The sequence below is a fragment of the Yersinia artesiana genome (genome assembly GCF_902726545.1).
Classification (GTDB): domain Bacteria; phylum Pseudomonadota; class Gammaproteobacteria; order Enterobacterales; family Enterobacteriaceae; genus Yersinia; species Yersinia artesiana.
In genome coordinates this window covers 1-22,855 of the sequence record NZ_CACVAD010000065.1, presented here as the reverse complement: position 1 = coordinate 22,855, position 22,855 = coordinate 1, and the positions used below count along the sequence as shown (strand labels likewise).

Below are 22,855 nucleotides of genomic sequence, written 5' to 3'. Positions count from 1 at the left end.
GAGTAGGACACTGCCAGGCATCAAATCAAGCCGAGACCCCATGCCAAAAGCGTGGGGTTTTTGCTATGTGGGAAATATAAAAAACGATAGAAATAGGTTTTTTGCGTGGATTTTTGTATGTAAAAAGCCAAATAAAAGAGAAGGCTACCCTGACGGGTGGCCAACTATTGCTGGCAAAGGCCTGGCTTCTGGACCGGGACTTTGATCTAATAGGAATAGGCTAAGAAATGAGCGTATTCCTATGCTAAAAGAATCTGCCTCTAAACAAAATATCAACTTGAAATGGTCTGGCCCGAAGAGTTGGTGTCACAGTATCATCTGGTTCGCAAAGTTGATGCTGCCATCGATTTTGAGTTTATCCGCGCCGAAGTCGCCTACCTTTATTGTCACAACAATGGCCGCCCCGCAATTTCCCCTGTCTTGCTGTTCAAAATGATGCTCCTAGCTGTTTGGCATCTCTAGTGAACTTCAACTGGTGCAGGAAATCCAGGTTAATGTCGCCTATCTTTACTTCCTACGCCTCGGCCTGACCGAGAAAGTCCCCGATGCCTCGACGGCTATATACATAGCAAAGCAGCCTGAAAGTGATGGGGGGCAGCCTCAGATGAGGCTGACTGTGCGTGAGAAGGTTTACGCGCGACGAAAAGAAAGGGGTAGGGGAAGCTTCGCGGATGCCAAACAGCACCATGGGCACAGCTACGCGCGGTTCCGTGAGCTGATGAAAGTACAAATGTAGTGCCTTCTTGCTGTGGTTGTGCAAAAAAACATCAAGAAGATGCGCTGCTGGCGCTATTTTATTATGTTTAATGATATAGGGCTAAAACAGGGCTGATGGGTATGGAAAGATGTTAAGGGCATTGCTGAAGAGTCTGAGTGACCGGCAGGGAAAAAATCGCGAACGTAACCTTTGGTCACTAAAAAGACAGAACCCCACAAAAAAGTGGGGTTCATCAACATTTCTGAGCACCCCGAAAGGTGCTTTTTAACAGCTTTATAACGATTCTGACTTTATGCGTCCGGGGTTGATTTGCCGTTAACGAACAGCGTCAATTTCAAACCTGGCAGCAATTTATTAGCTTTGCTGACTACCGAATTCCATCGCATCACATCGTCGGTGTTTACACCGTGACGCTTGGCAATACTGGCAAAAGAATCACCTTTACGAACCTGATAGGTGATGCTGTTGCTGCTGGTTGTATTGCTTGCCAGTTGCAGGGTTTGCCCAACTTTTAAGGTGCTCTTGGCACTTAAGTTGTTCCAACTCTGCAAATCGCTGGTCTTGATATTCAACCGCTTGGCAATCGTAGATAAGGTATCGCCGGGGCGAACTTTATACTGCGAACTTGATGCTGATTTTGTGCTGTTCTGTGCCAACTTGGTTGGTTGAACTGCGGCAATATCAGTATCTGCCAATGAATCTTTAAGCTGCTCAGCATGGGCTTTCGGCAACATGATATAACGAGGACCGTGTCCAGCTGGTGCCGTTACATTGCGCTTATACCCTGAATTAAAGGATTTCAACTTTGTCAGTGACATCCCCGCCATCTCAGCCGCCTGAGTTAGCTCTATCTGCTGACCAACATCAACTCGCGCCAATGCACGGTCTTTGTCGGGTTCAGGTAAGGTTATACCGTACTTTTTGCTGTTCTTGATTAAATCACCCAAGGCCAGCATTTTTGGAACATAAATTGACGTTTCACGAGGAAGCGACAATGCCCAAAAGTTCGTCGGTTTACCCTTTGCCTTATTGGCTTTCACCGCCTGCATGACTCTGCCTTCACCGCTGTTATACGCAGCGACTGTTAACAACCAGTCACCGTCAAACATCTTGTTCAGGCGCTCCATCATATCAAGCGCTGCTTTGGTAGAAGCAACCACATCTCTGCGGCCGTCATACCATTGGTTTTGTTTCAAGCCATAATTTCGACCGGTACTTGGCACTATCTGCCACAGCCCTGCGGCGTTGGCGGATGATGTCGCGTGTGGGTCAAAAGCGCTCTCCACTATGGGTAGCAGTACCAATTCCATCGGCATCTTACGTTTCTTAATCTGCTCGACTATCAGGTACATGTACGGCTCTGCCCGTAATGTTACATCGTGGAGATAGCTCTTATTTTTTAAGTACTTTTGCTTCTGTTCACGGATCCGGGAATTTTCCGGAACCTTCATCTTCAGCTCGTCGCTAATGAAGTTCCACAAATCTTGCTGCGCGAGGCCACTCTCACTATCCAGCCATCGCGCGCTGCCCACTCGGGCGCTATTTGTGTACTCTCCTGCTTCACTCTCTTGACCTGCCGAAGACAAACTCTGTGCATGCTGTACAGGAGCCTGAACGCCCACCTTGGACGTCTGGCACCCAACAAGCAAGACTGAGGCGAGAAATATCGCTTTGGTCTTCATGTGTGTGTCAATGTAGTTGCTTAAAAGACGACCAATCATACTTTGCTTCGATAAAAAACACAACTAAAAGCTCAGAAACGGTCTTTCTGTGCACGTAATTCGGAAAAAACTGAGACAAGTGAGTCCGGTGGCGACATTACGCCTATTTTTCTTTGTAAATCAATGTCATTGCAACGTAAAAAAACATTAATTTTCCGCTCAATTTGCAATTTTACGGGTAAGCTAGGTTGGTTTTTTGCTCGTAATTGCATGATTTGCTGCTGATATGTAGCAATGTCTTGATCTGAGGGCAGAATAAAACGGGCAAACTTAAGATTTGCGAGAGTATATTCATGCGCGCTGCAAATTAAGGTTTCATCAGGGAGTTGTGCGAGCTGTTGAATAGACGCGTACATTTGCGCCGGAGTGCCCTCAAATAGTCTGCCGCAGCCGGCGGAAAATAGCGTATCACCACAGAAAAGATAAGGTTTGCTGTAGTATGCGATATGCCCAATGGTGTGACCGGGAACGGCAATAACCTGATAGTTTTGGCCGCCGATACTCAGGTGATCCCCCCCATTTACAATAATTGTCGCGCCTTTATCTGCAGTTTCTTGTGGTCCATAGACCGGAATTTCGGGGAAATGACGGCGCAAATCCGCGACACCCCCAACGTGATCGTGATGATGATGGGTTAATAATATGGCCTGAGGAAGGTACTGGCCTTGGCTCAGTGCGGCCAGCACGGGGGCTGATTCACCGGGGTCTACAATGACACAGTGCTTTTGTGTGTCAGCCAACAGCCAAATGTAATTGTCTTGAAATGCCGGAATACTGATAAGATTCATTAGATACCTCTTTTATTGGCAACAGTTTGAAAGAAGACGTTAAAACATGAAACCAGCACAAACACGCCAAAAGATCGATGCGCCCGCATCTTGGGCTGAGTTACCTTGGGGAGAGTATTATCGTGCGGCAATTGAGCAGCAGTTGCAGCCCTGGTGGCCGAAATTCTTTGGTTTCCACTTACTGAAGATAGGCCATTTGAGTGCTGAAATCGCCAGCGATAAATGTGCTATTTCCCATCAGGTGAATGTGGGAGAACAGGGCAAAAATATGCAGGTGCTTGCCAGCCCATATCAGTTACCTTTTGCTGAGAAATCGGTGGATGCTTGCTTACTGTCCCATACTTTAGCCTATGCTGCTGATCCGCACCGCATTTTACGTGAGGTGGATCGGGTACTGATTGATGACGGCTGGCTGGTTATCAGCAATTTTAATCCAATGAGTCTCTTGGGGGCAGGGAAGTTGGTGCCGTTATTGCGCCAGCGGCAACCCCATATTAGCCGCATGTTTACTCAGATGCGCTTATTGGATTGGCTCAGTTTATTAAATTATGAAGTTTTGTATTTGTCGCGCTTTCATGTGTTGCCGTGGCATAAAGAAGGTGGGCGCTTTATCAGCACCCATCTGCCGGCGTTGGGGTGTGTCAGCTTGATTGTTGCCCGCAAACGCACTATTCCGTTAACGTTTAATCCGATGAAGTTCGGCGCGCGTAAACCGTGGTTCAGCCGAGCTGTTGGGGCAACGAAAAGCTATCGTGATCAACCTTGATGGTGCAGTCACATCAAGGTTGAAAGGTTAATTGGGGTTATAACCGGTATCTTCTAACGTCGGTGAGTTTGCACCTTCACGGGCCAGTTCATCACAACGCTCGTTTTCCGGATGCCCCGCATGGCCTTTTACCCATTCCCACTGTATCTGATGGGTCTGAATAGCCCGATCCAGCCGCTGCCATAAATCGACATTACGCACCGGTTTGCGGTCGGTAGTTTTCCAGTCGCGCTTTTTCCAGTTATGAATCCACTGAGTAATCCCCTGGCGCACATATTGGCTGTCGGTGCTAAGAGTGACTTCGCAAGGTGAGGTCAATGCTTCCAGCGCCACGATAGCGGCCATTAGCTCCATGCGGTTGTTCGTTGTCAGGAAATAGCCAGCGCTAAAGGTTTTTTCATGTTGTTTGTAACGCAAAATTGCGCCGTAACCACCGGGGCCGGGATTGCCAAGACAAGATCCGTCGGTGAAAATTTCTACCTGTTTAGTCATCTCTGGTAGACTCTTCCTATCTGATTAAACGTTAAGTCTGACATAAACGAGCGCTATGAGCACTGGCAATATGCAAGTTACACCGACCAGACAGATTGTTCTGGATACTGAAACCACCGGTATGAATAAGCTGGGCGTTCATTATGAAGGCCATAAGATTATTGAAATCGGCGCAGTTGAAGTGATCAACCGTCGTCTGACCGGCAGAAATTTCCATGTTTATATCAAACCTGACCGTCTGGTCGATCCGGAAGCTTACGGGGTTCATGGTATTAGCGACGAGTTTTTAGCTGATAAACCCACCTTTGCGGATATTGCACCGGAGTTTATCGAGTTTATCCGCGGCGCTGAGTTGGTCATCCATAACGCGGCGTTTGATATCGGCTTTATGGATTATGAATTCCGAATGTTGCAGCAGGACATTCCGAAAACCGAAACCTTCTGTACCATCACGGATAGCTTGTTATTAGCGCGCCGCTTGTTCCCAGGCAAGCGAAATAACCTTGATGCTCTGTGCGATCGCTACCAGATAGATAATACCAAGCGAACATTGCACGGCGCATTACTCGATGCCGAAATTCTGGCAGAAGTTTATCTGGCGATGACCGGCGGGCAGACGTCACTTTCTTTCTCAATGGAAGGTGATCAGTCGCAGAATAATTCCTCAGACGATATCCAGCGTATTACCCGGCCAGCATCTGGACTGAAAATAATTTATGCCGCTGAAGATGAGTTAGCCGCTCATGAGTCACGTCTGGATTTGGTGATGAAAAAGGGCGGTAGCTGTCTCTGGCGTATGCCACCAGAGACGGAAGATAGTGCAAATGCAGAATAAAGTAATTTCCAGATGAAAAACTGTGCAAACGGCTTATTTTCCTGGAAAAAGTGTTGACGAGATTGCACTGCATACGTAATATCCCACTCGTTCTTAACCGGAACAGCAGCGTGGTGCGGTAGTTCAGTCGGTTAGAATACCGGCCTGTCACGCCGGGGGTCGCGGGTTCGAGTCCCGTCCGCACCGCCAACATTCAGAAGCCCTGAGTTATTGTTAACTCAGGGCTTCGTTGTATCTATACCCTTCGTACTTGAAGCCGCAGGGGGGTTAGCTACGCTCACTTACCCAAATCACTTACTTAGGTAAGCTCATTGGGATGCATTCGCTTGCTGCCTACCTGCAACTCCAATTACTTTGGGTATATCCTTGGCACTTGAAGCCGCAGGGGTGTTAGCTACGCTCACTTACCCAAATCACTTACCTGGGTAAGCTCATTGGGATGCATTCACTTGCTGCCTACCTGCAACTCCAATTACTTTGGGTATACCCTTGGCACTTGAAGCCGCAGGGGGCAAAATAATAGAACGCCGCCTTGGGTAACAGACCAATAAACCCATTTAGAATTTACTGCGTAGCTTTCACATTACCCGCTTCAGCGGCTGTTTTCACCCAGCCATCAAAGGTTGCCTGATGAGCTTGGATCCAACCATTCACATGACGTTCGATATCGGCATCTGAGGATTCACCGGCATGCATCCGCATGTTCTGAGCATTCACATCATTAATTGATAACTTCATGATGGAGAACAGCTTGGCAGCGGCTGGGTTAGCTTCAGCCCATTTTTTGTTGGCGACAATATGCATCACGCTCGGTGGGAAGCCGTAGTTCGCACCGTTAGAAAGCTGAGTGTCGATAGTTTTGTCCGGCAGGGAAGAGAACGGCACCTGTAACCACACCACATCACGGCCGGGAACCAGTACGTCGCTGACCCAATATGGTGTCCAGGTGTAATACAGGATTGGCTTGCCTTCTTTGTAGCGCGTGATGGTATCGGCAATCATGGCGGCATAGTTACCCTGATTGTGGGTTACCGTATCGCTGAGGCCATAGGCTTGGATCTGGTGGTTAATCGGCGCTTCACAACCCCAGCCCGGATTACAGCCGGTGAGATCCGCTTTGCCGTCGTTATTGGCATCAAACAGTTTGGCAATTTTCGGATCTTTTAGCTGCTCAATATTAGTAATATGATATTTATCAGCAGTTTTTTTGTCGATCAAATAGCCCTGAGCCAGCCCTTCAATAAAGTTACCCTGACGGTAGAATTTGGCATCGCCACCTGCGGCTGCGTATTGATCATTATGCAGCGGCTCCCAGTTTACCGCCAGATAAGTCGCATCACCGGCGGCAATAGAAGAGTAAGCGACATTGTAATCAACCTCTTTGGTTGGCTGGACGTCGTAACCGAGCTTCTCGAGCGCTTTATTGACCAGTGAGGTCTGGAAGGTTTCTTCTGAAATGGTGCTTTGCAGTGGTTGGACAGTGATGCCTTTGCCCGGTAATTCTGCGGCGGATAACTGAGTGCTTACCAGTGTGGTGAGGGCCAGGGCCCAGATTCCAGTCGTGCGCATAATTTTCTCCTTATCCCCTTCGTCCTTGACACTGCAGCTGTGTTAGCGGCGCTCACGCACCCGAATCACTTACTGATGTAAGCTCATCGGGATTTACTCGCTTGCTGCCTTGCCGCAGCGCCAATGACTTTGGGGATGACATTGAGCGTAATGAATTGAAATTACTTAGTGTTACGGAATGGTTTGGTGATTAGCCCGATAGGGCCAGTGGTATACCAGCGACCAATGCCTTTACTGCGGCGGTCACGGCCTAGTGATTGGGTCAGGCGGTCAAGGATAATGGCCAGAATCACAATACCGACCCCCCCAACAGCGGCCAGCCCCATATCAAGGCGACCAATACCGCGCAGCACCATCTGGCCCAACCCACCAACGGCAATCATTGAAGCAATAACAACCATCGACAATGCGAGCATTAAGGTCTGGTTGACACCGGCCATGATGGTTGGCATCGCCAGCGGCAATTGCACTTTAAAGAGCATCTGACGTGGATTAGCGCCGAAGGACTCAGCTGCTTCTATAAGATCTTCCGGTACTTGCTTAATACCCAAAATAGTCAGGCGAACAATGGGTGGTAGAGCAAAGATAATGGTCACCACGACACCTGGGACATTACCAATACCGAACAGCATGACAATGGGCACCAGATAGACGAAGGCCGGAGTGGTCTGCATCGCATCCAGTAAGGGCCGAATAATTCGTGCGGCGTTATTACTGCGTGCCAGCCATATCCCGAGCGGTAGTCCGATAAGGATACAGAAGAACAGCGAGGTCAGAACCAGTGCCAGTGTCACCATCGCTTGCGACCAGGCACCAATCGCGCCGATGGCAATCAGGGAAACCAAGGTTGCCACCCCCATCCCCAGGGTAGAGAACTGCCAGGCGATCAATGCGAAAACCAGAATCGCCACTGGTGCTGGCATGCCCAGCAATAAGTGTTGGAAGCCACTGAGAATGAAATCAACCGGCACGCGAATGCCTTGGAACAGCGGGCGGAAATGCAGCACCACCCAATCAATACCGTGGGTAACCCACGAATCCAGTGGCACCCAGGTATTATGGAACGGGTCCATCAGACTGAAATGTTCAGGTGTGGCTGCCGGAGCGCTGTTTAGCCAATCGGTACTTTGTGCGGCTTGGCTCTGTACGGCCTGAGAAGCAACCTCATGGCTGGCACTGCCTGCGGCATGGCTACCCTCGGCCATACTCGCTCCCCATGGGTCAGCAGCGGCTGATAGAGTCTGAGTGCTATCAGTCGCGGCCGGTGCTACTGAAGTTGCCGCATCCGTCGCCCACGGGTTGCTATCAACGGGGGTGCTGTTTTGGATTTGATCACTCATTTGGCGTCTCCTTATCTAAGGCCTGCAACAGCATGGCTTTGGAAATAATACCGATATAACTGTTGTCTTCACCGACCACAGGAACCGCGCACGGAGCCTGTGCCACCAGTGAAATCAGCTCACTGAGGGGCATGTCTGCCGGAACCGGTGCTGGATCAGCCAATAAGGCACTATCCAGTGATTGGTTCTCTGCCAATGCTTTTTTCAGTGAATCTATCGATACCACGCCAATAAACTTCTGCCCGCGCTCCAGCACATAGCCGTAATCGCGGTCTTCATCCTGAAGCAGTTTTAACGCTGAACGAGGGCCGAAACCCGGTGTTTTGCGGATCAAGGATACCGGACGACGCCGCGCGATATCCTTGGCACTAAAGACGTGGCTGATGTCGACACCACGGAAGAAAGTGCGTACATAGTCATTCGCCGGATTATTAAGTATTTCATCCGGTGTCCCGACTTGTACCACTTCGCCGCCTTGCATAATGGCAATGCGATCGCCGATACGCATGGCTTCATCCAGATCATGAGAGATAAAGACGATAGTTCGTTGATGTTTGGCCTGTAGCTTGACCAGTTCATCCTGCATTTCAGTACGAATTAATGGGTCGAGTGCTGAGAAGGCTTCATCCATTAATAGGATATCGGGGTTATTGGCCATAGCGCGGGCTAAACCTACGCGCTGGCGCATCCCACCTGACAACTCGTCGGGATAAGAATGTGCGTAGCTTTCCAGACTCACCTGCCGTAATGCTTCCAAGGCTTTTTCATGACGTTCCGCTTGCGGCACGCCAGCTAACTCCATACCGAATGCCGTGTTATCGAGCACATTCAGATGGGGCATTAATGCAAAGGATTGGAAGACCATGCTTATCTTATTTCGGCGTACGGTACGCAGGGCGCTATCAGATATTTTGGCAATATCTTCGCCGTCAATGAGCACTTCACCACGAGTGGGTTCTATCAGACGATTGAGAAGGCGTACCAGGGTGGATTTACCGGAACCGGATAACCCCATGATGACGAATATCTCGCCTTCTTCAATGGCCAGATTGGCATCTTTAACGCCAACGGACAAACCAGTTTTGGCAAATATCTGCTCTTTATTCTTACCTGATTCAAGTAGTTTAAAAGCCCGTTCTGGATGCTCACCAAATATTTTATATAAGTTCTTTACTTCGAGTTTAATTGCCATGCAGCTGGTGTATTCCTCTGTCAATTTTAAATTATGTTTATTCGATCAATATTATCCTGATGAAAAAATAGAGCGCCATATACCCTAACACAATGAGAATCTGAGACAACCCTCAATGTTCCTATAATCATTTTTGCAATAGCCTTCATCCCAATATATAGGTTTTTAACTTGTTAATTTACTTGCATTAATACTGTGGTTTTTTGTTTTAGATAAATCGCCTAATATTGCTAATGAATCTAATGGCTAATTTGAGTGTTAATAGTGTGAATATTGCACATATATCGGCAATATATTTTCTATATTATTGAGCGTTATATTTCCTGCAATGAAAGTGTTGAATCCCCCTGATACTCTGGCCTGTAGCCAAATTGAGAGGAAGATGAAATTTTAGATTTGGTTGGGGCAATCCGGCCATCTTGCTCTGCTCGCCAGAGAGGGGCGCTCCCCTTTGTTATATTAGCAAAAAGGGGAGTTTTTATGGGGAAGAGGTGAGCTTAGAAATCCCAGTCTTCGTCCTCAGTATTGACTGCTTTACCTATTACATATGACGAACCTGAGCCAGAGAAAAAATCGTGATTTTCATCCGCATTGGGTGATAATGCCGCTAAAATGGCTGGGTTGACATTGGCCTGACTGGCGGGGAATAGGGCTTCATAACCCAAATTCATTAATGCCTTATTAGCATTGTAATGGAGGAATTTTTTGACATCTTCTGTCCAGCCAACCCCATCATAAAGGCTCTCAGTATAGTGCACTTCATTGTCATATAAGTCCTGCAACAAATCGAAGGCGAAATTCTTTATTTCTTGACGGCGATTATTATCTACTTTCTCCAATCCTTTCTGGAATTTATAGCCGATATAATAGCCATGAACTGCCTCATCGCGAATAATCAGCCGAATAAGATCTGCGGTATTGGTTAATCTGGCGCGGCTTGACCAATACATAGGTAAATAGAATCCGGAATAGAATAGAAATGACTCCAAAAATACACTGGCAATTTTCTTCTTCAGGGGGTCATCATTATTATAATGCTGAAGGATAATATCGGCTTTCTTTTGCAGTGGGCCATTCTCCTCACTCCAACGATAGGCATCGTCCACATCGGATGTCATACACAGGGTTGAGAATATGGAGCTGTAAGAGCGGGCGTGTACGGCCTCCATAAAGCTGATATTGGAAAATACCGCTTCCTCATGAGGGGTAATTGCATCTTTAATTAACGCCGGGGCACCCAGCGTATTTTGAATAGTATCGAGCAGTGTCAGCCCGGTAAAAACCCGAATAGTCAGTTGCTGTTCATCGGCGGTGAGTTTGGCCCAAGAAGGAATGTCATTTGATAGCGGGACTTTTTCCGGCAACCAAAAATTAGCCGTCAGGCGGTTCCATACTTCAAGGTCTTTATCGTCTTCAATTTTATTCCAATTGATGGCGCTGACGTGTTTTATCGTTTTTGTTGCATTCATATCATCACATCCTTATTAGCCATTTTTATTTATTACAGTGAGCAGGAAACACAGCCTTCAACTTCCGTGCCCTCAAGCGCCATCTGCCGCAGTCGGATGTAATAAATGGTTTTAATCCCTTTCTTCCAGGCATATATCTGCGCTTTATTGATATCGCGGGTCGTGGCGGTATCGCGGAAAAACAGAGTCAGTGACAGCCCCTGATCGACATGCTGGGTCGCTTCGGCATAGGTATCGATGATTTTCTCCGGCCCGATTTGATAAGCATCCTGATAATATTCCAGATTATCGTTGGTCATATAAGGCGCGGGATAGTACACCCGGCCAATTTTGCCTTCTTTGCGGATCTCAATTGGAGAGACAATCGGGTGGATACTGGAGGTCGAGTGATTGATATATGAAATAGATCCAGTCGGGGGCACGGCCTGCAAGTTCTGATTATAAATTCCGTGTTCCATCACTGACTGGCGCAGTGCCGCCCAATCCTGTTGATCCGGAATGGAAATCCCCGCTTGGGCAAATAGCGCACAAACTTTAGCTGTTTTAGGTTGCCAGCTTTGCTCGATATATTTAGTGAAATAATGACCCGATGCATAAGTTGATTGGTCGAAACCTTTAAAGCGACTGTCGCGTTCGATCGCCAACTGATTGGAGGCGCGGATGGCATGATATGCCACAGTGTAGAAATAGATATTGGTGAAATCCAGTGCTTCTTCTGAGCCGTAAAAAATACGTTCGCGCGCCAGATAGCCGTGCAGATTCATCTGCCCGAGGCCAATGGCATGGGATTCCTGATTACCTTTTTCAATTGATGGCACTGAGCGGATATGGCTCATATCAGAGACGGCCGTCAGCCCGCGAATAGCGGTTTCAATCGATTTACCAAAGTCTGGTGAATCCATGGTGTGGGCTATATTCAGTGAGCCAAGGTTACAGGAGATATCCTTGCCAATATGGCGATAGCTAAGGTCGTCGTTGTATTCGGTTGGTGAATTAACCTGCAAAATTTCCGAGCACAGGTTACTCATATTAATCCGGCCTTTGATCGGGTTGGCCCGGTTCACCGTATCCTCAAACATCATATAGGGATAACCGGATTCAAATTGGATCTCTGCCAGTATCTGGAAAAACTCGCGCGCTTTAATTTTGCTTTTACGGATGCGCTTATCATCGACCATCTCGCGGTATTTTTCACTGACACTGATTTCAGACAGAGGAACGCCGTAAACTTGTTCTACGTCATAAGGCGAAAACAGGTACATTTCTTCATTATTCTTCGCCAACTCAAAAGTAATATCAGGGATAACCACACCCAGTGACAGGGTTTTAATCCGTATTTTTTCATCGGCATTTTCGCGTTTGGTGTCGAGAAAACGCAAAATATCCGGATGATGGGCATGGAGATAGACTGCCCCAGCCCCTTGGCGTGCGCCCAGTTGATTAGCATAGGAAAAAGCATCTTCCAACATTTTCATGATAGGGATAACGCCAGACGACTGATTTTCAATGCGTTTAATCGGCGCGCCGACTTCGCGGATATTCGTCAGCAGGAAAGCGACACCGCCGCCACGTTTAGATAATTGCAGTGCCGAGTTAATGGAACGACCAATGGACTCCATATTGTCTTCAATGCGCAGCAGGAAGCAGGAGACCAGCTCACCGCGCTGTTTCTTACCGCAATTGAGGAAGGTTGGCGTGGCGGGTTGGAAACGGCCAGTAATGATCTCTTCGACTAAATCTCGCGCAACTTGCTGATTACCCGCAGCTAATGTCAGGGCGACCATACACACACGGTCTTCATAGCGCTCCAGATAGCGTTTACCATCAAAGGTTTTCAGGGTATAGCCGGTGTAGTACTTAAACGCGCCAAGGAAGGTCGGGAAGCGAAACTTTTTGCTATAAGCTTGTTGGAATAAGCTCTTGATAAAGCTGAAGCCATACTTTTCCAACACCTCTTTCTCGTAGTATCCCTCTTCCAGCAGATAATCGAGTTTTTCCTGTAAATTATGGAAAAACACCGTGTTTTGATTGACGTGTTGCAAGAAATATTGCCTTGCAGCCAGGCGGTCTTTATCAAACTGGATACGCCCATCGGCATCATAGAGGTTCAACATCGCATTCAGTGAGTGATAGTCAAGTTCACTGCTGGATGAATCGGTGATTCTCAGTTCTGTCGTTGCCAAAATTCAGTTACTCCCTTGCGCACGTTTGCCACATCTTCTGCTGTACCCAGTAGTTCAAAGCGATACAGATAAGGAACCTGACATTTTTGGGAAATAATTTTCCCCGCCAGGCAATAGGCGTCGCCAAAATTAGTGTTACCCGCAGCAATCACACCGCGAATCAATGAACGGTTATGGGGATCATTGAGAAACCTAATCACCTGAATAGGCACCGCGCCGACCGGGCTGCCTCCACCATAACTGGGTACCAACAAAATATAGGGCTGCTCCATCCGTAACTTTTCCCGCGCCCCCGCGATGGGAATACGTATTGCCGGTAGCTCCAGCTTCCCGACAAAACGGTGGGTGTTCTCCGAAGAACTAGAGAAATACACCAACGGATTCATTTTTTGGCCCTCATCAGGCACCGACTGCCTGAGCCAATGCACTTATTTTGTCGGGGCGGAAACCAGACCAATGATCATCACCTGCGATAATCACCGGAACCTGTTGATAGCCAAGAGATTTAACGTGGTTTAAAGCCTGTAAGTCTTCAGTTAAATCAACAACCTGATAAGGGATCCCTTGTTTATCAAAAGCGCGATAGGTTGCATTGCACTGGACACAATCGGGTTTGCTGTAAATAATAATACTCATGATTCGCATTCTCATCTTATACCCGTCATACTTCAAGCTGCATGTGCGTTGGCTACGTTCATTACTCAGCCCGTTCATGGGCTTCGCCTCTGCGAGGCCGCGGCAAGCAGCGTTCAAATCTGCTCTCGGCAGATTTGTCACCCGAATCACTTACTCATGTAAGCTCATCGGGACTCATTCACTTGCCGCCTTCCTGCATCTCGAACTATTTAGCGTATGTTTGATAAAAGGCAGACTTAGCAGATTGTTAGTGTGTCTCGACGACCTGCCCCTGATTATCAACCCCGATTTCATTCTCGCGAGTGATAAACAAAATACTATATCTAGTATTTATTTAATTCAACCACACTATATGTAGTTATTTGCTATGAGTTATGCACAATTGAGAGATGACGCCGCCAGCACAGGGCTGGCGACAAATTCCAAGGGAATAAAGGGAGGTAAAATACTTTATTGCCGGGCGGCGATGGGAAAAGAGAAAAGTGGGCTGTCAGTTTATCGGCCTGCGAACAGATATCAGCGGCGAGCCAGCAGTACACCCAGTACCAGGCCGATGGCAGCACCAATACCAACACCTTGCCAAGGTTTATCATGCACATAATTATCAGCATTACCGGCAACATCACGCGCATGTTGTTTTAAGCTGGTCGAGCCGCTAAAACGCGCTCGTGCATCACGTAATACACCTTCAGCATTGTGGCGCACCTTGGCCAGCTCTTCTTTTGTTTTGTCGCCCGATGAGCGTAAAACATCGTCGAGAGTATCCGCCAGAAGGGTCACGTCCTGATCGAGATCTCTTTCTATTTTTTCTGATTTCTTGAACATTTGACTCTCCGATTTACTTGATGAACATTAAGCGTAGACCATCACAGCAAGGGGCAATCCGCTTCAGGAGTAATCCGAATGGGTTATAAATAGTCAGAACATGCTTTGTACATTTGGTTACTCAGCGAAACCAATCACTCACGGAAAGAAAAAATCCATTCCTCTATGATTCTTCCAACGGCCCCACCGGGGGCTTAGCGAAACAAACTCTGAGGATTTTAAAATGAAAAAAGTATTAGCGCTGATCGTTGCTGCAACCATGGGTCTGTCTTCTGTTGCTTTCGCTGCCGAAACAACTGCGGCCGCTACAGCAGCACCAGCTGCAACCAGCACTACTGCTGCTCCAGCCACAGAAAAAGCTGCACCAGCGCATCATAAAAAGCACAAAGCCACTAAACAAACCACTGAACAAAAAGCACAAGCTGCTAAAAAACATGAGAAGAAAGCGCCGGCTCAAAAAGCACAGGCTGCTAAAAAACACGAGAAAAAAGCGCCAGCTCAAAAAGCACAGGCCGCTAAAAAGCACCACAAAACCGCTAAAAAATCAGCCACTGCTCCAGCTGCATAATAATGCCGGAATGCGGGCGACATCGACCCCGCACAGTCTAGCCAATTCCAGACACCCGGTTAATGCCGGGTGTCTTTTTTTATAGGCTAATCATCATGATCAATCGCTATCTGTTCGAACTGATTTTCAGTGTGATGGCTCTGTGTGGTGTATTACTCGCCTGTGCGCTGTTTCTCACTGATTCAGTTATTTAGTCTCAATGCAGAATATGCAGTTGCTGAAGGTAAGTGATTATTTATTGAATGGTCTGCTGATGTGATTTCTCTCTTTCCGCCGCCAGTTTACATAGCGGTAGAAAATCAAAATGCCCACTATTGGTTAACGTTACAGCGGTAATACCCGGCTGGTTCAGTTATTTTCCCCATGTTGCACCGCCCAGATTCAGAGATTTATTCGGTGAAATAAAATAATGGGCGTTAATCAGTAGCAGTGGGGCAATTAAGTGAAGCAGGCTGCTATTGTTGGTTTGTGCATTACAAAGTGCTCTGATTGGGTTACTGATGGTTCTTTTGCTAATGGGGTCTGGGGTGGGCGACATCATTATCAGTGTGGACTATGCCTTTTTTGCCGGAAATCAAGCTGGGGTGATAGTCAGTATCAGTAATTTCTTGATTATATTGGTAATATGTTACACGTTGTTCACCCGCGCTCATCGTGCGGAACCTGTTATCGAGGCACCAGCAGATGATAAACCGGTGAGCGAACCGCTGGATGAATTGTTCTCGACTATTTTATTGGGCTTAAAACACCATAATCTGTATCTGGACAGCCAACTCAACTTATCTAAATTGGCACGTAAAGTCGGGGTATCTGCACGAAAAGTGTCACAGGCGATTAATCAGCAAACCAGGTTAAATGTCTCACAATATGTTAATCAGTTGCGCATTGAACAGGCTGCGCAGTTATTGGCGACAACCGAGCCGCCGGTGATCGATATTATGTTGGAAGCAGGGTTTCAAACTAAATCTAACTTCAACCGTGAGTTTATGCGGGCAAGGGGATAACTCCCTCACTGTGACGTGAGAACCAGCAAGCGCGGAATAATAAGTAACTAATATGAAGTTAATGACAAAGGTGCTGTAGCGGTGAAAACAGGCAGATCGTAAAGACGCCGTAAACCCATCCCTGGCGCGGACGCTTTACTCTTCTACCTGTCCTCACCTTGCAAAATCGAGTTGTAGAGGTTTATCTGCTATCTGAAATAATGTTTTATTATACATATTTGATTCAGACTGAAAGCTGATCGGCGTATTGTAAGAACACGTTCTTTTTTGTTTGAGCTTTGTTTATGTCTGCTGATTCAGCCCCTGCGGTGGTGAATAGTGCGCCACTCAGCACTCGCCAAGTCAATAAACGTATCCTCTCGATTGTTATTTTTACTTTCGTTTGTTACCTGACAATTGGCCTGCCGCTGGCGGTATTGCCGGGTTTTGTCCATAACCATTTGGGTTACAGTTCACTGCTGGCCGGTTTGGTTATTAGCGCTCAATATTTTGCCACTTTGGTCAGCCGCCCACATGCCGGGCGATATGCTGATTTATTAGGGCCGAAAAAAGTCGTGTTATTCGGTTTGAGCTGCTGCGGGATTAGCGGGATATTCTGCGGTCTGGCCTTTTGGTTGGATAACCTGCCATTAATCAGTGTGTTGATGCTGGTGGTTGGCCGCTTTTTTCTGGGGGTAGGCGAAAGTTTTGCCAGCACCGGCTCGACCTTATGGGGCATGGGCGTCGTGGGATCTATCCATACGGCGCGGGTAATTTCCTGGAATGGTGTGGCAACTTATGGCGCGATGGCGATAGGTGCCCCGCTTGGCGTTTATCTTAATCTGCACTGGGGGTTAGCGGGTATCGCCTGGCTTATCTGCCTGGCCGTGCTGTTGGCGCTAGTGTTAGCCAGCCGTAAAACAGCAGTTTCGGTGGTAACGGGCAAGCGTATTGCCTTTCGCGCGGTGCTAGGGAAAATCTGGCTTTACGGTTTGGGGCTGGGGTTCGGAACCGTGGGTTTTGGGGTGATTGCCACCTTTATTACACTATTCTATGCCGATAAAGGGTGGGGCGGTGCCGCATTCTCCCTGACTTTGTTCAGTATCGCATTTGTCGGTATCCGCTTGTTATTCAGCAACAGTATTGACCGCCACGGTGGCTTAAAAGTGACTGCGGTTTCCTTTTTGTTAGAAATTGTTGGCTTGTTGCTGATTTGGGGGGCAGGAGCCCCCTGGATGGTTCAGGTCGGTGCATTTCTGGCCGGTGCCGGTTTCTCGCTGGTCTTTCCCGCCTTGGGCGTTGAGGCGGTTAAACAAGTGGAACCGCAGAATCAGGGCACCGCGCTTGGCACCTATTCCGCATTTCTTGATTTGGGGCTGGGGATTACCGGCCCACTGGCGGGGTTAGCTATTGGTCAATTCGGTATACCGGCAATTTATCTGGGAGCGGCCTTGATTGTCGCTTTTGGCGTATTGCTCACCTTGCGATTATTACAGCAACAACAGCGTCGGGATAACGCCGCCCGGCTTGATGGCGTGTAGACTATTCCGAAATAGTCGCTTTGAGCCAATAAATACGTGGTTTCCCTTATTTATTACGGTAAGGTCGCTCAATAGTAGTTAAAAAGAGGGGAAATAAATGTATTTACGGCCAGATGAAGTGGCTAGGGTCTTGGAGAATGCCGGTTTTGAGCGGGATTATACTGTTGATCAGGCTTACGGTTATCGGAAAGCGGAGCATTACGTTTATGTCAACCGGGAAGCTCGCATGGGCAGGACAGCATTGGTTATCCACCCGGCGCAAAAAGATAAAAGTTTGTTGTTTGCCACACCGACAGCAACACTTCGCATCAGTGACAAGTATCTGGAATTTCCGCTTTATCTCGCGGGAGAAACAGAAGATCGCTACGGTATTGCCCACGGCTTTAGCTCAAGAGAAATGTTATTGCGCTACCTAAACAGCATGTTCCCGTAAACTTTGCCGGCCTTTGTCGCCATTAATTTCGTCGCGCCGTAATGCCTTCATCAATGCAATACGGCGTCTGCTTCCTGATTAAATTGCAAATTATAATTGCGGCGAAATTGTGCTAATTCAAAGGCATCTAAATCCAACTCAGCGAAATAGAACAAAGCCGCTTCAGTATGCTCAGCAGTTAGCATGGGGGAAATATGCGAACGAATCAGCGTATTTCGCCATTGCATCACATTTTCATCGGAAGGATCTTTGATAAAGGTTTGATAGATAAAGACCAGATAAGCAGCCTTCCTGACATCTTCGGCATACCCATTGCTGGTGGAGCGAATAAACATTTGTGTTTGACGCTGCCCCATCTCTTGCAGCATGGATTCAATATAAATCGGTTTTATCTTCAGTAAATTCGCCAATGTATCCACGGCCTTGCGAGTATCTGATGTCAGTACACGATAACCCACAATAAAAACTACGATCAAAACAGCAATAATTATCCACGTCATGTAGTGTTTCTTTGCGCCATTAAAGGTGAAATTGACAACATAAAACGATCTGGCTGCTCAGTCGCCGCTATCGATAAATCAACAAAGTGTTTACTGATTATCGCCACTAAAATTATCGCTATTTTTCTGCTGATTATTCAGATGGTGATTAAACGCGGCGGCATCTTTCGCTAAAGCATCCAGGTGTGCGCCCAGCATTTTGATCTGCCTGACCAGCGAGTGTTGTTCGGGCAATGTATTCGCCGTATTGAGTTGCCTCAGCAGCATATCATTTTTAGCCCGCAATGCGGCTTCTCGTACTTTTGACTGCTCCAGTTCATGTTGTAGCGCGTTATAACTTGCCTGCCATGTCTGATGTTGCTTCTCAAAAGTTGATTGCAACTCACTCATTGCATTAAGAAACTTCACTTCAAGTTCACGCATTGTCATTGCTTTTCCTTTATGACGGCTTCCGATTTTCAGTGGCAGTATAGCGAAATCTGAGCATAACCTCACCCGCTAGAATGTGTCTTTCATTGCAAGGGGCAGCAACACAACTGTGATTGTTTTATCATAATTTTTTTGCATCTTTCATTAATGTACGAAATAAATAAGCCTTGCTATTAATATCTCAGCATGCGTTAATAGCCTCATCGGTTTGTAGTACAGACCTATTTATGTAAGCCATTTAAGTAAAGTAGTTCCTAGTTAAAGCGATATTTTTAGACATCACTTCTCCGACGAATTTCCTTCTTTAGTGCCCCCATAAGTAACTCTTGATAAGCAGACCTCAATTGCCACATGTTGGCAAAAATAATTGAAGGAAGTATCTCTATGTCTAATAAAATGACTGGTTTAGTAAAATGGTTTGACGCTGGTAAAGGTTTTGGTTTCATTACTCCTGCTGACGGCAGCAAAGACGTGTTTGTACACTTCTCTGCTATCCAGAGCAATGATTTCAAAAGTCTTGATGAAGGCCAGAAAGTAGAGTTCAGCATCGAGCAAGGCCAGAAAGGCCCTTCAGCTGTAAACGTAGTCGCACTGTAATTTATACAGTCATAAGAAAACCTCGCTATATAGCGGGGTTTTTTACTTTATATTTCTTATATAATTTTATTCTTATAAGATAGTGACACTAATTATATTTAAATTGTCGCCGATATACCGCAGGCGTAACCCCCACTATTTGGCGAAATGCATTTCTAAAACCTTCAATCGTCTGAAATCCACAATACTCCGCAATTCCAGCAATATTAATCTGATCCCTTTCCAGTAACGCTTTCGCTTTGTGCATTCTCTCGTGTTGTAGCCATATTTTAGGTGTTTGACCGGTAGCCGCGTAAAAATGCCGCAAAAAGGTTCTTTCACTGAGCGCCAATTCTGCAGCCATCTGGCTGATGCTCCAATTTTGGCCTAACTGCCCACGCACTCGTTCCATCAGTTTTGCCATATCCCGATGGGATGCTTTAGCGACCGGTGTAGGAATAAATTGTTGTTGCCCACCACGGCGTTGTGGGGCCATGACTAATCGTCGTGCCACCTGATTGGCGATTTGAGCACCAAAATCACGGGTTATCAGGTGCAAGCAAGCATCTATTCCGGCACTGCTACCTGCCGAGGTGATAATTTGTCCTTCATCGACATACAGCACATTCGCATCGACATGAATATCGGGATAGCGTTGCGCCAAATAGTCGGTATAGCGCCAATGAGTGGTGGCGCTTTTGCCGTGTAATAATCCCGCTGCTGCCAGCACAAAAACACCAGAACAGATAGAAATAATACGCGTGCCGCGTGCAGTTGCTCGCTGCAAAGCCTCGGTAAGTGCTGTTGGAGGGAGAGCGTCAGGGTTGCGCCAGCCGGGAATAACAATAGTTTTAGCCTGTTCCAGTAAATCCATCCCGGCATCCACGTGAATGTGTAGGCCACCATTGGCCGTAGAAATGTGTTTATCCACACCAACCACTTGATGCTGATACCAAGGGAAATCAAATTCTGGGCGAGCCAGACCGAATATTTCCTGCGCAATACCAAACTCAAACAAGCACAGACCATCATAAGCCAAGGTAGCGACCAGACCTGGCTTTTGTTTCACACTCCCGGTGGCTGAATGATTCATTGGCGTATCTCAGTGGTTTATTGTCATTTCTGCCACTGTAATTGGCTAACACCATTTCATAAAGTGATGCTTCAAAATATTTAATGGAGAAATAATATGAGCAGTTTAGTGAGTCAGATTCCAGCCGCATCTCCAGAGCGGGCATTACAGCACTTTTCTCAGCGTTTGGCATTTGAAACGGATTGTTCGGATGTTTACTCCAGCCAGCAACAGGGGGATGTGGACTTTATTTTGGTGGATGTACGTAGTGAGGCTGCATTTGCGTCGGCGCATGTGCCAGAAGCTATCAATATTCCCCATCGATTAATGACGGCAACTTTACATTCTCATTATCCAATGGACACACTATTTGTGATTTATTGTGCCGGGCCGCACTGTAATGGTGTTCATCGTGCGGCAGTCAATCTCAGCCAGCTTGGTTATGCAGTGAAAGAGATGATAGGAGGAGTGACAGGGTGGCGTGATGAGGGGCTACCTTTGGTAGGTTCCACGAATGAAAATGCAGATGTGGTTAGCTGTGGTTGCTCTATTTGAGTTTAGCTCTGTATCTCTCGCTATTATTCTTGGCACTTATAACGCGTTAGCTGGTAGAGTAATAGCGGTTTTATCCATTGCAGGAATTCTGTATGCGCTCTGTTTATCTGTGGGTGATCGTGGTGGCGGTTGGTGTCACCGCGTTCGTATCGCAGCTCAGTTTCTTTTTCATTGAACCGCAGGCGGCTGTTAGCGCAGGCAAAGTTTTAGTGCTTAAGCGAACACCTAAAATGGCTTTTATTGATAGCCCGCGGGGTTATTGCCAGCGCGAATATCCAACGGAAGACTCCACACGCTGTGAATCAAGGGTGCTTCCCCCGCTATTGGATAGCACTCGTGCTATTTATGAACTGCCTTTTAGTGATTATTTTTACGAAATGACGTATCAAACCCCTCAGTGAGTTTTCCGGTAAATGGTCTTGATTCTGATAGATAGACAGTAGATTAAGATTCTTAATATAAGTCGCGATTAAATATTCTTACTACTTTAATATTTATAACATAAAGGAGTGGGTTGTGAATTGGATGGAGGTCTTGATATCTGCTGGTGCCGCTGCGGCTTTAGGCGTTATCACCACAGGATTACGAAACAAAAATAAACTGGGTAAGTTAGGCGCTATTTTATGGGTTATTATCCCCATCATTGTTGGCAATATTGTTTATTACCATTATATTAATCCGAATGGGCTTCGAAGCAATGATAGAGCGCAGATAGAGCGTTCATTTGAAGGGTATCCTGTCTTCCAAACACTGAAACAGCAAGAGCCTGCCCTTTATACTCAGTTGATTGACAACTTCCTCAAATCAAAGAAAGAAGGACATTCTGAGCAACAACTGATTGATGAAATGAAGCAGACTGTCTCAGGCCTAATCGTACAACGAATTCGACATGCGCCCGATAAAGACGTTATCGATTATATGAATATTATCCTGGAAGAATTGCGTTATTATCAGGCCAATAATCGCAGCGAACATCTTTGTTTCAAGGCATTATTTCCACAAGTGAGTGGGGGCGTTAATGCCACAAAAGCTCTACCTAAAGAGCTGCAATTGCGGGATTTGGACTCGATTAACCGTTTGTTTAAAGCCTCCTCTGGTGGGATTATAAAACTGAAAAATCAATAGCATGAGAGCAAGCTTAATATTATTGTGGCGCAAATGCAGCAGCAGTATGGTGATGATTTGCAGATGTTCTCAAACACTGCCAGCCCTGATGTCGATCGTGAAAAGATCTGCGATATGTCCATTGATATGTACAGCCAAATATTGAAACTTCCCCCTGATGATGCAGGCGCTATTTTACGTTCAATGTTGGGCGGCGAATAAAAAATAGTCAATTTCAGATTGGTTATTAAAGGCATTTCTATACTCAGGAATGTCTACCTAATCACTCTCTTCTCCTTTCTGTTATGGTAAGTTTCAATCAGCGGATACTCGTCCTCGGTTGGTACTTACCTTATTATTGGCCATTCTTTCTGATTATTTTAAATAAACAATAATATCTAAAGGGATTAAGATATCATTTATCACCTTGATTAAGCCTTCTTAACTAGTAAGCAGTCTAACTAATAGGTTAAGTCTCTTGGTAAGCCCTGACTAATAGGTAAGTCTATTGTTAACCCACTCTTTAAAGATTATTTCAAGCCTTTTAATCTCTCTATTTT

Annotated in this window: 23 protein-coding genes, 1 tRNA gene and 4 pseudogenes; 14 read left to right on the top strand and 14 right to left on the bottom strand. The window is 46.6% G+C overall.

The features are described from left to right. The 3 genes and pseudogenes from HU019_RS20200 to HU019_RS20560 form a co-directional block, all read left to right on the top strand. Positions 1–205, top strand: a 205-nt coding sequence (locus HU019_RS20200; protein WP_217450928.1) for a hypothetical protein, incomplete at its 5' end; no start/stop codon positions are given. A gap of 77 nt (positions 206–282) precedes the next feature. Next, positions 283–556: pseudogene (locus HU019_RS17955) on the top strand (transposase); the annotation flags it as partial. A 45-nt stretch (positions 557–601) separates the two neighbouring features. Then, positions 602–918: pseudogene (locus HU019_RS20560) on the top strand (transposase); the annotation flags it as partial. Positions 919–1,008: 90 nt separating this feature from the next. On the opposite strand, the gene mltD reads toward HU019_RS20560, so the two are convergent. Continuing rightward, positions 1,009–2,400 carry a murein transglycosylase D gene (gene mltD, locus HU019_RS17950; protein WP_174850016.1) on the bottom strand — a complete coding sequence of 464 codons (1,392 nt, stop codon included), beginning with the start codon at positions 2,398–2,400 and terminating at the stop codon, positions 1,009–1,011. A gap of 71 nt (positions 2,401–2,471) precedes the next feature. Next, positions 2,472–3,227: a hydroxyacylglutathione hydrolase gene (gloB, locus tag HU019_RS17945; protein WP_174850013.1), complete on the bottom strand. Its 756-nt coding sequence runs from the start codon at positions 3,225–3,227 to the stop codon at positions 2,472–2,474. Between the two features lie 46 nt (positions 3,228–3,273). Between gloB and HU019_RS17940 the strand changes: the two genes are divergently transcribed. Next, positions 3,274–3,993, top strand: a complete 720-nt coding sequence (locus HU019_RS17940) for a class I SAM-dependent methyltransferase (RefSeq protein WP_174850012.1) — start codon at positions 3,274–3,276, stop codon at positions 3,991–3,993. A 27-nt stretch (positions 3,994–4,020) separates the two neighbouring features. Here the strand turns inward: HU019_RS17940 and rnhA are convergent, their stop codons facing one another. Next, on the bottom strand, positions 4,021–4,485 hold the full coding sequence (gene rnhA / locus HU019_RS17935) for a ribonuclease HI (protein WP_174850011.1): 465 nt from the start codon (positions 4,483–4,485) through the stop codon (positions 4,021–4,023). Positions 4,486–4,555: 70 nt separating this feature from the next. Between rnhA and dnaQ the strand changes: the two genes are divergently transcribed. Both dnaQ and HU019_RS17925 read left to right on the top strand, forming a co-directional pair. Then, positions 4,556–5,320, top strand: coding sequence for a DNA polymerase III subunit epsilon (gene dnaQ, locus HU019_RS17930; RefSeq protein ID WP_174850015.1), 765 nt, complete (start codon positions 4,556–4,558; stop codon positions 5,318–5,320). Between the two features lie 112 nt (positions 5,321–5,432). Next, a tRNA-Asp gene (locus HU019_RS17925) sits at positions 5,433–5,509 on the top strand. A 375-nt stretch (positions 5,510–5,884) separates the two neighbouring features. On the opposite strand, the gene proX is transcribed toward HU019_RS17925, so the two are convergent. The 8 genes from proX to HU019_RS17885 all read right to left on the bottom strand — a co-directional run bounded on the left by proX (position 5,885) and on the right by HU019_RS17885 (position 14,534). Beyond that, entirely contained in the window at positions 5,885–6,889 is a 1,005-nt protein-coding gene (gene proX / locus HU019_RS17920; RefSeq protein WP_174850010.1) for a glycine betaine/L-proline ABC transporter substrate-binding protein ProX, read from the bottom strand. A 161-nt stretch (positions 6,890–7,050) separates the two neighbouring features. Then, positions 7,051–8,229, bottom strand: coding sequence for a glycine betaine/L-proline ABC transporter permease ProW (gene proW / locus HU019_RS17915; RefSeq protein ID WP_174850009.1), 1,179 nt, complete (start codon positions 8,227–8,229; stop codon positions 7,051–7,053). Further along, entirely contained in the window at positions 8,222–9,421 is a 1,200-nt protein-coding gene (gene proV, locus HU019_RS17910) for a glycine betaine/L-proline ABC transporter ATP-binding protein ProV (RefSeq protein ID WP_050076512.1), read from the bottom strand. The genes proW and proV overlap by 8 nt, the downstream gene beginning before the upstream one ends. 497 nt (positions 9,422–9,918) lie before the next feature. Then, positions 9,919–10,890, bottom strand: a complete 972-nt coding sequence (nrdF, locus tag HU019_RS17905; RefSeq protein WP_174850008.1) for a class 1b ribonucleoside-diphosphate reductase subunit beta — start codon at positions 10,888–10,890, stop codon at positions 9,919–9,921. Positions 10,891–10,922: 32 nt separating this feature from the next. Next, positions 10,923–13,073, bottom strand: coding sequence for a class 1b ribonucleoside-diphosphate reductase subunit alpha (gene nrdE, locus HU019_RS17900; RefSeq protein WP_174850007.1), 2,151 nt, complete (start codon positions 13,071–13,073; stop codon positions 10,923–10,925). Further along, entirely contained in the window at positions 13,055–13,459 is a 405-nt protein-coding gene (nrdI, locus tag HU019_RS17895) for a class Ib ribonucleoside-diphosphate reductase assembly flavoprotein NrdI (protein WP_005164331.1), read from the bottom strand. Before nrdI ends, nrdE begins: the two co-directional genes overlap by 19 nt. Positions 13,460–13,472: 13 nt before the next feature. Then, positions 13,473–13,709: a glutaredoxin-like protein NrdH gene (nrdH, locus tag HU019_RS17890; RefSeq protein WP_174850006.1), complete on the bottom strand. Its 237-nt coding sequence runs from the start codon at positions 13,707–13,709 to the stop codon at positions 13,473–13,475. A gap of 516 nt (positions 13,710–14,225) precedes the next feature. Next, positions 14,226–14,534: an ElaB/YgaM/YqjD family protein gene (locus HU019_RS17885; RefSeq protein WP_174850005.1), complete on the bottom strand. Its 309-nt coding sequence runs from the start codon at positions 14,532–14,534 to the stop codon at positions 14,226–14,228. Between the two features lie 223 nt (positions 14,535–14,757). Here HU019_RS17885 and asr point away from each other — a divergent pair, with 223 nt between their 5' ends. From asr to HU019_RS17865, 4 genes and pseudogenes are all read left to right on the top strand, one after another. Further along, the gene (gene asr / locus HU019_RS17880; protein ID WP_174850004.1) at positions 14,758–15,102 is read left to right on the top strand and encodes an acid resistance repetitive basic protein Asr; all 345 of its coding nucleotides are present in this window, start codon (positions 14,758–14,760) and stop codon (positions 15,100–15,102) included. Positions 15,103–15,596: 494 nt separating this feature from the next. Beyond that, positions 15,597–16,120: pseudogene (locus HU019_RS17875) on the top strand (helix-turn-helix domain-containing protein); the annotation flags it as partial. 270 nt (positions 16,121–16,390) lie between these two features. Further along, positions 16,391–17,626 carry an MFS transporter gene (locus HU019_RS17870; RefSeq protein ID WP_174850003.1) on the top strand — a complete coding sequence of 412 codons (1,236 nt, stop codon included), beginning with the start codon at positions 16,391–16,393 and terminating at the stop codon, positions 17,624–17,626. A 97-nt stretch (positions 17,627–17,723) separates the two neighbouring features. Continuing rightward, on the top strand, positions 17,724–18,059 hold the full coding sequence (locus HU019_RS17865) for a DUF2002 family protein (RefSeq protein WP_005173008.1): 336 nt from the start codon (positions 17,724–17,726) through the stop codon (positions 18,057–18,059). Between the two features lie 50 nt (positions 18,060–18,109). Here the strand turns inward: HU019_RS17865 and HU019_RS17860 are convergent, their stop codons facing one another. Both HU019_RS17860 and HU019_RS17855 read right to left on the bottom strand, forming a co-directional pair. Next, a complete protein-coding gene (locus HU019_RS17860) occupies positions 18,110–18,559 on the bottom strand; it encodes a DUF1198 domain-containing protein (protein WP_050108273.1) in 450 nt (149 codons plus the stop codon). A gap of 90 nt (positions 18,560–18,649) precedes the next feature. Further along, positions 18,650–18,988 carry an MbeD/MobD family mobilization/exclusion protein gene (locus HU019_RS17855; RefSeq protein WP_174850002.1) on the bottom strand — a complete coding sequence of 113 codons (339 nt, stop codon included), beginning with the start codon at positions 18,986–18,988 and terminating at the stop codon, positions 18,650–18,652. A 384-nt stretch (positions 18,989–19,372) separates the two neighbouring features. On the opposite strand from HU019_RS17855, the gene cspG reads away from it, so the two are divergent. Beyond that, a complete protein-coding gene (cspG, locus tag HU019_RS17850) occupies positions 19,373–19,585 on the top strand; it encodes a cold shock protein CspG (protein WP_174850508.1) in 213 nt (70 codons plus the stop codon). A gap of 88 nt (positions 19,586–19,673) precedes the next feature. Here the strand turns inward: cspG and ftrA are convergent, their stop codons facing one another. Continuing rightward, positions 19,674–20,657 carry a transcriptional regulator FtrA gene (gene ftrA / locus HU019_RS17845; protein ID WP_174850001.1) on the bottom strand — a complete coding sequence of 328 codons (984 nt, stop codon included), beginning with the start codon at positions 20,655–20,657 and terminating at the stop codon, positions 19,674–19,676. A gap of 96 nt (positions 20,658–20,753) precedes the next feature. Here ftrA and HU019_RS17840 point away from each other — a divergent pair, with 96 nt between their 5' ends. From HU019_RS17840 to HU019_RS17830, 3 genes and pseudogenes are all read left to right on the top strand, one after another. Then, the gene (locus HU019_RS17840) at positions 20,754–21,191 is read left to right on the top strand and encodes a rhodanese-like domain-containing protein (RefSeq protein WP_174850000.1); all 438 of its coding nucleotides are present in this window, start codon (positions 20,754–20,756) and stop codon (positions 21,189–21,191) included. A 92-nt stretch (positions 21,192–21,283) separates the two neighbouring features. Then, positions 21,284–21,592 (top strand): DNA-directed RNA polymerase subunit beta, encoded by a 309-nt coding sequence (locus HU019_RS17835; RefSeq protein ID WP_174849999.1) that lies wholly within the window; start codon positions 21,284–21,286, stop codon positions 21,590–21,592. Positions 21,593–21,707: 115 nt separating this feature from the next. Next, positions 21,708–22,517: pseudogene (locus HU019_RS17830) on the top strand (DNA gyrase). Positions 22,518–22,855: the final 338 nt, after the last annotated feature.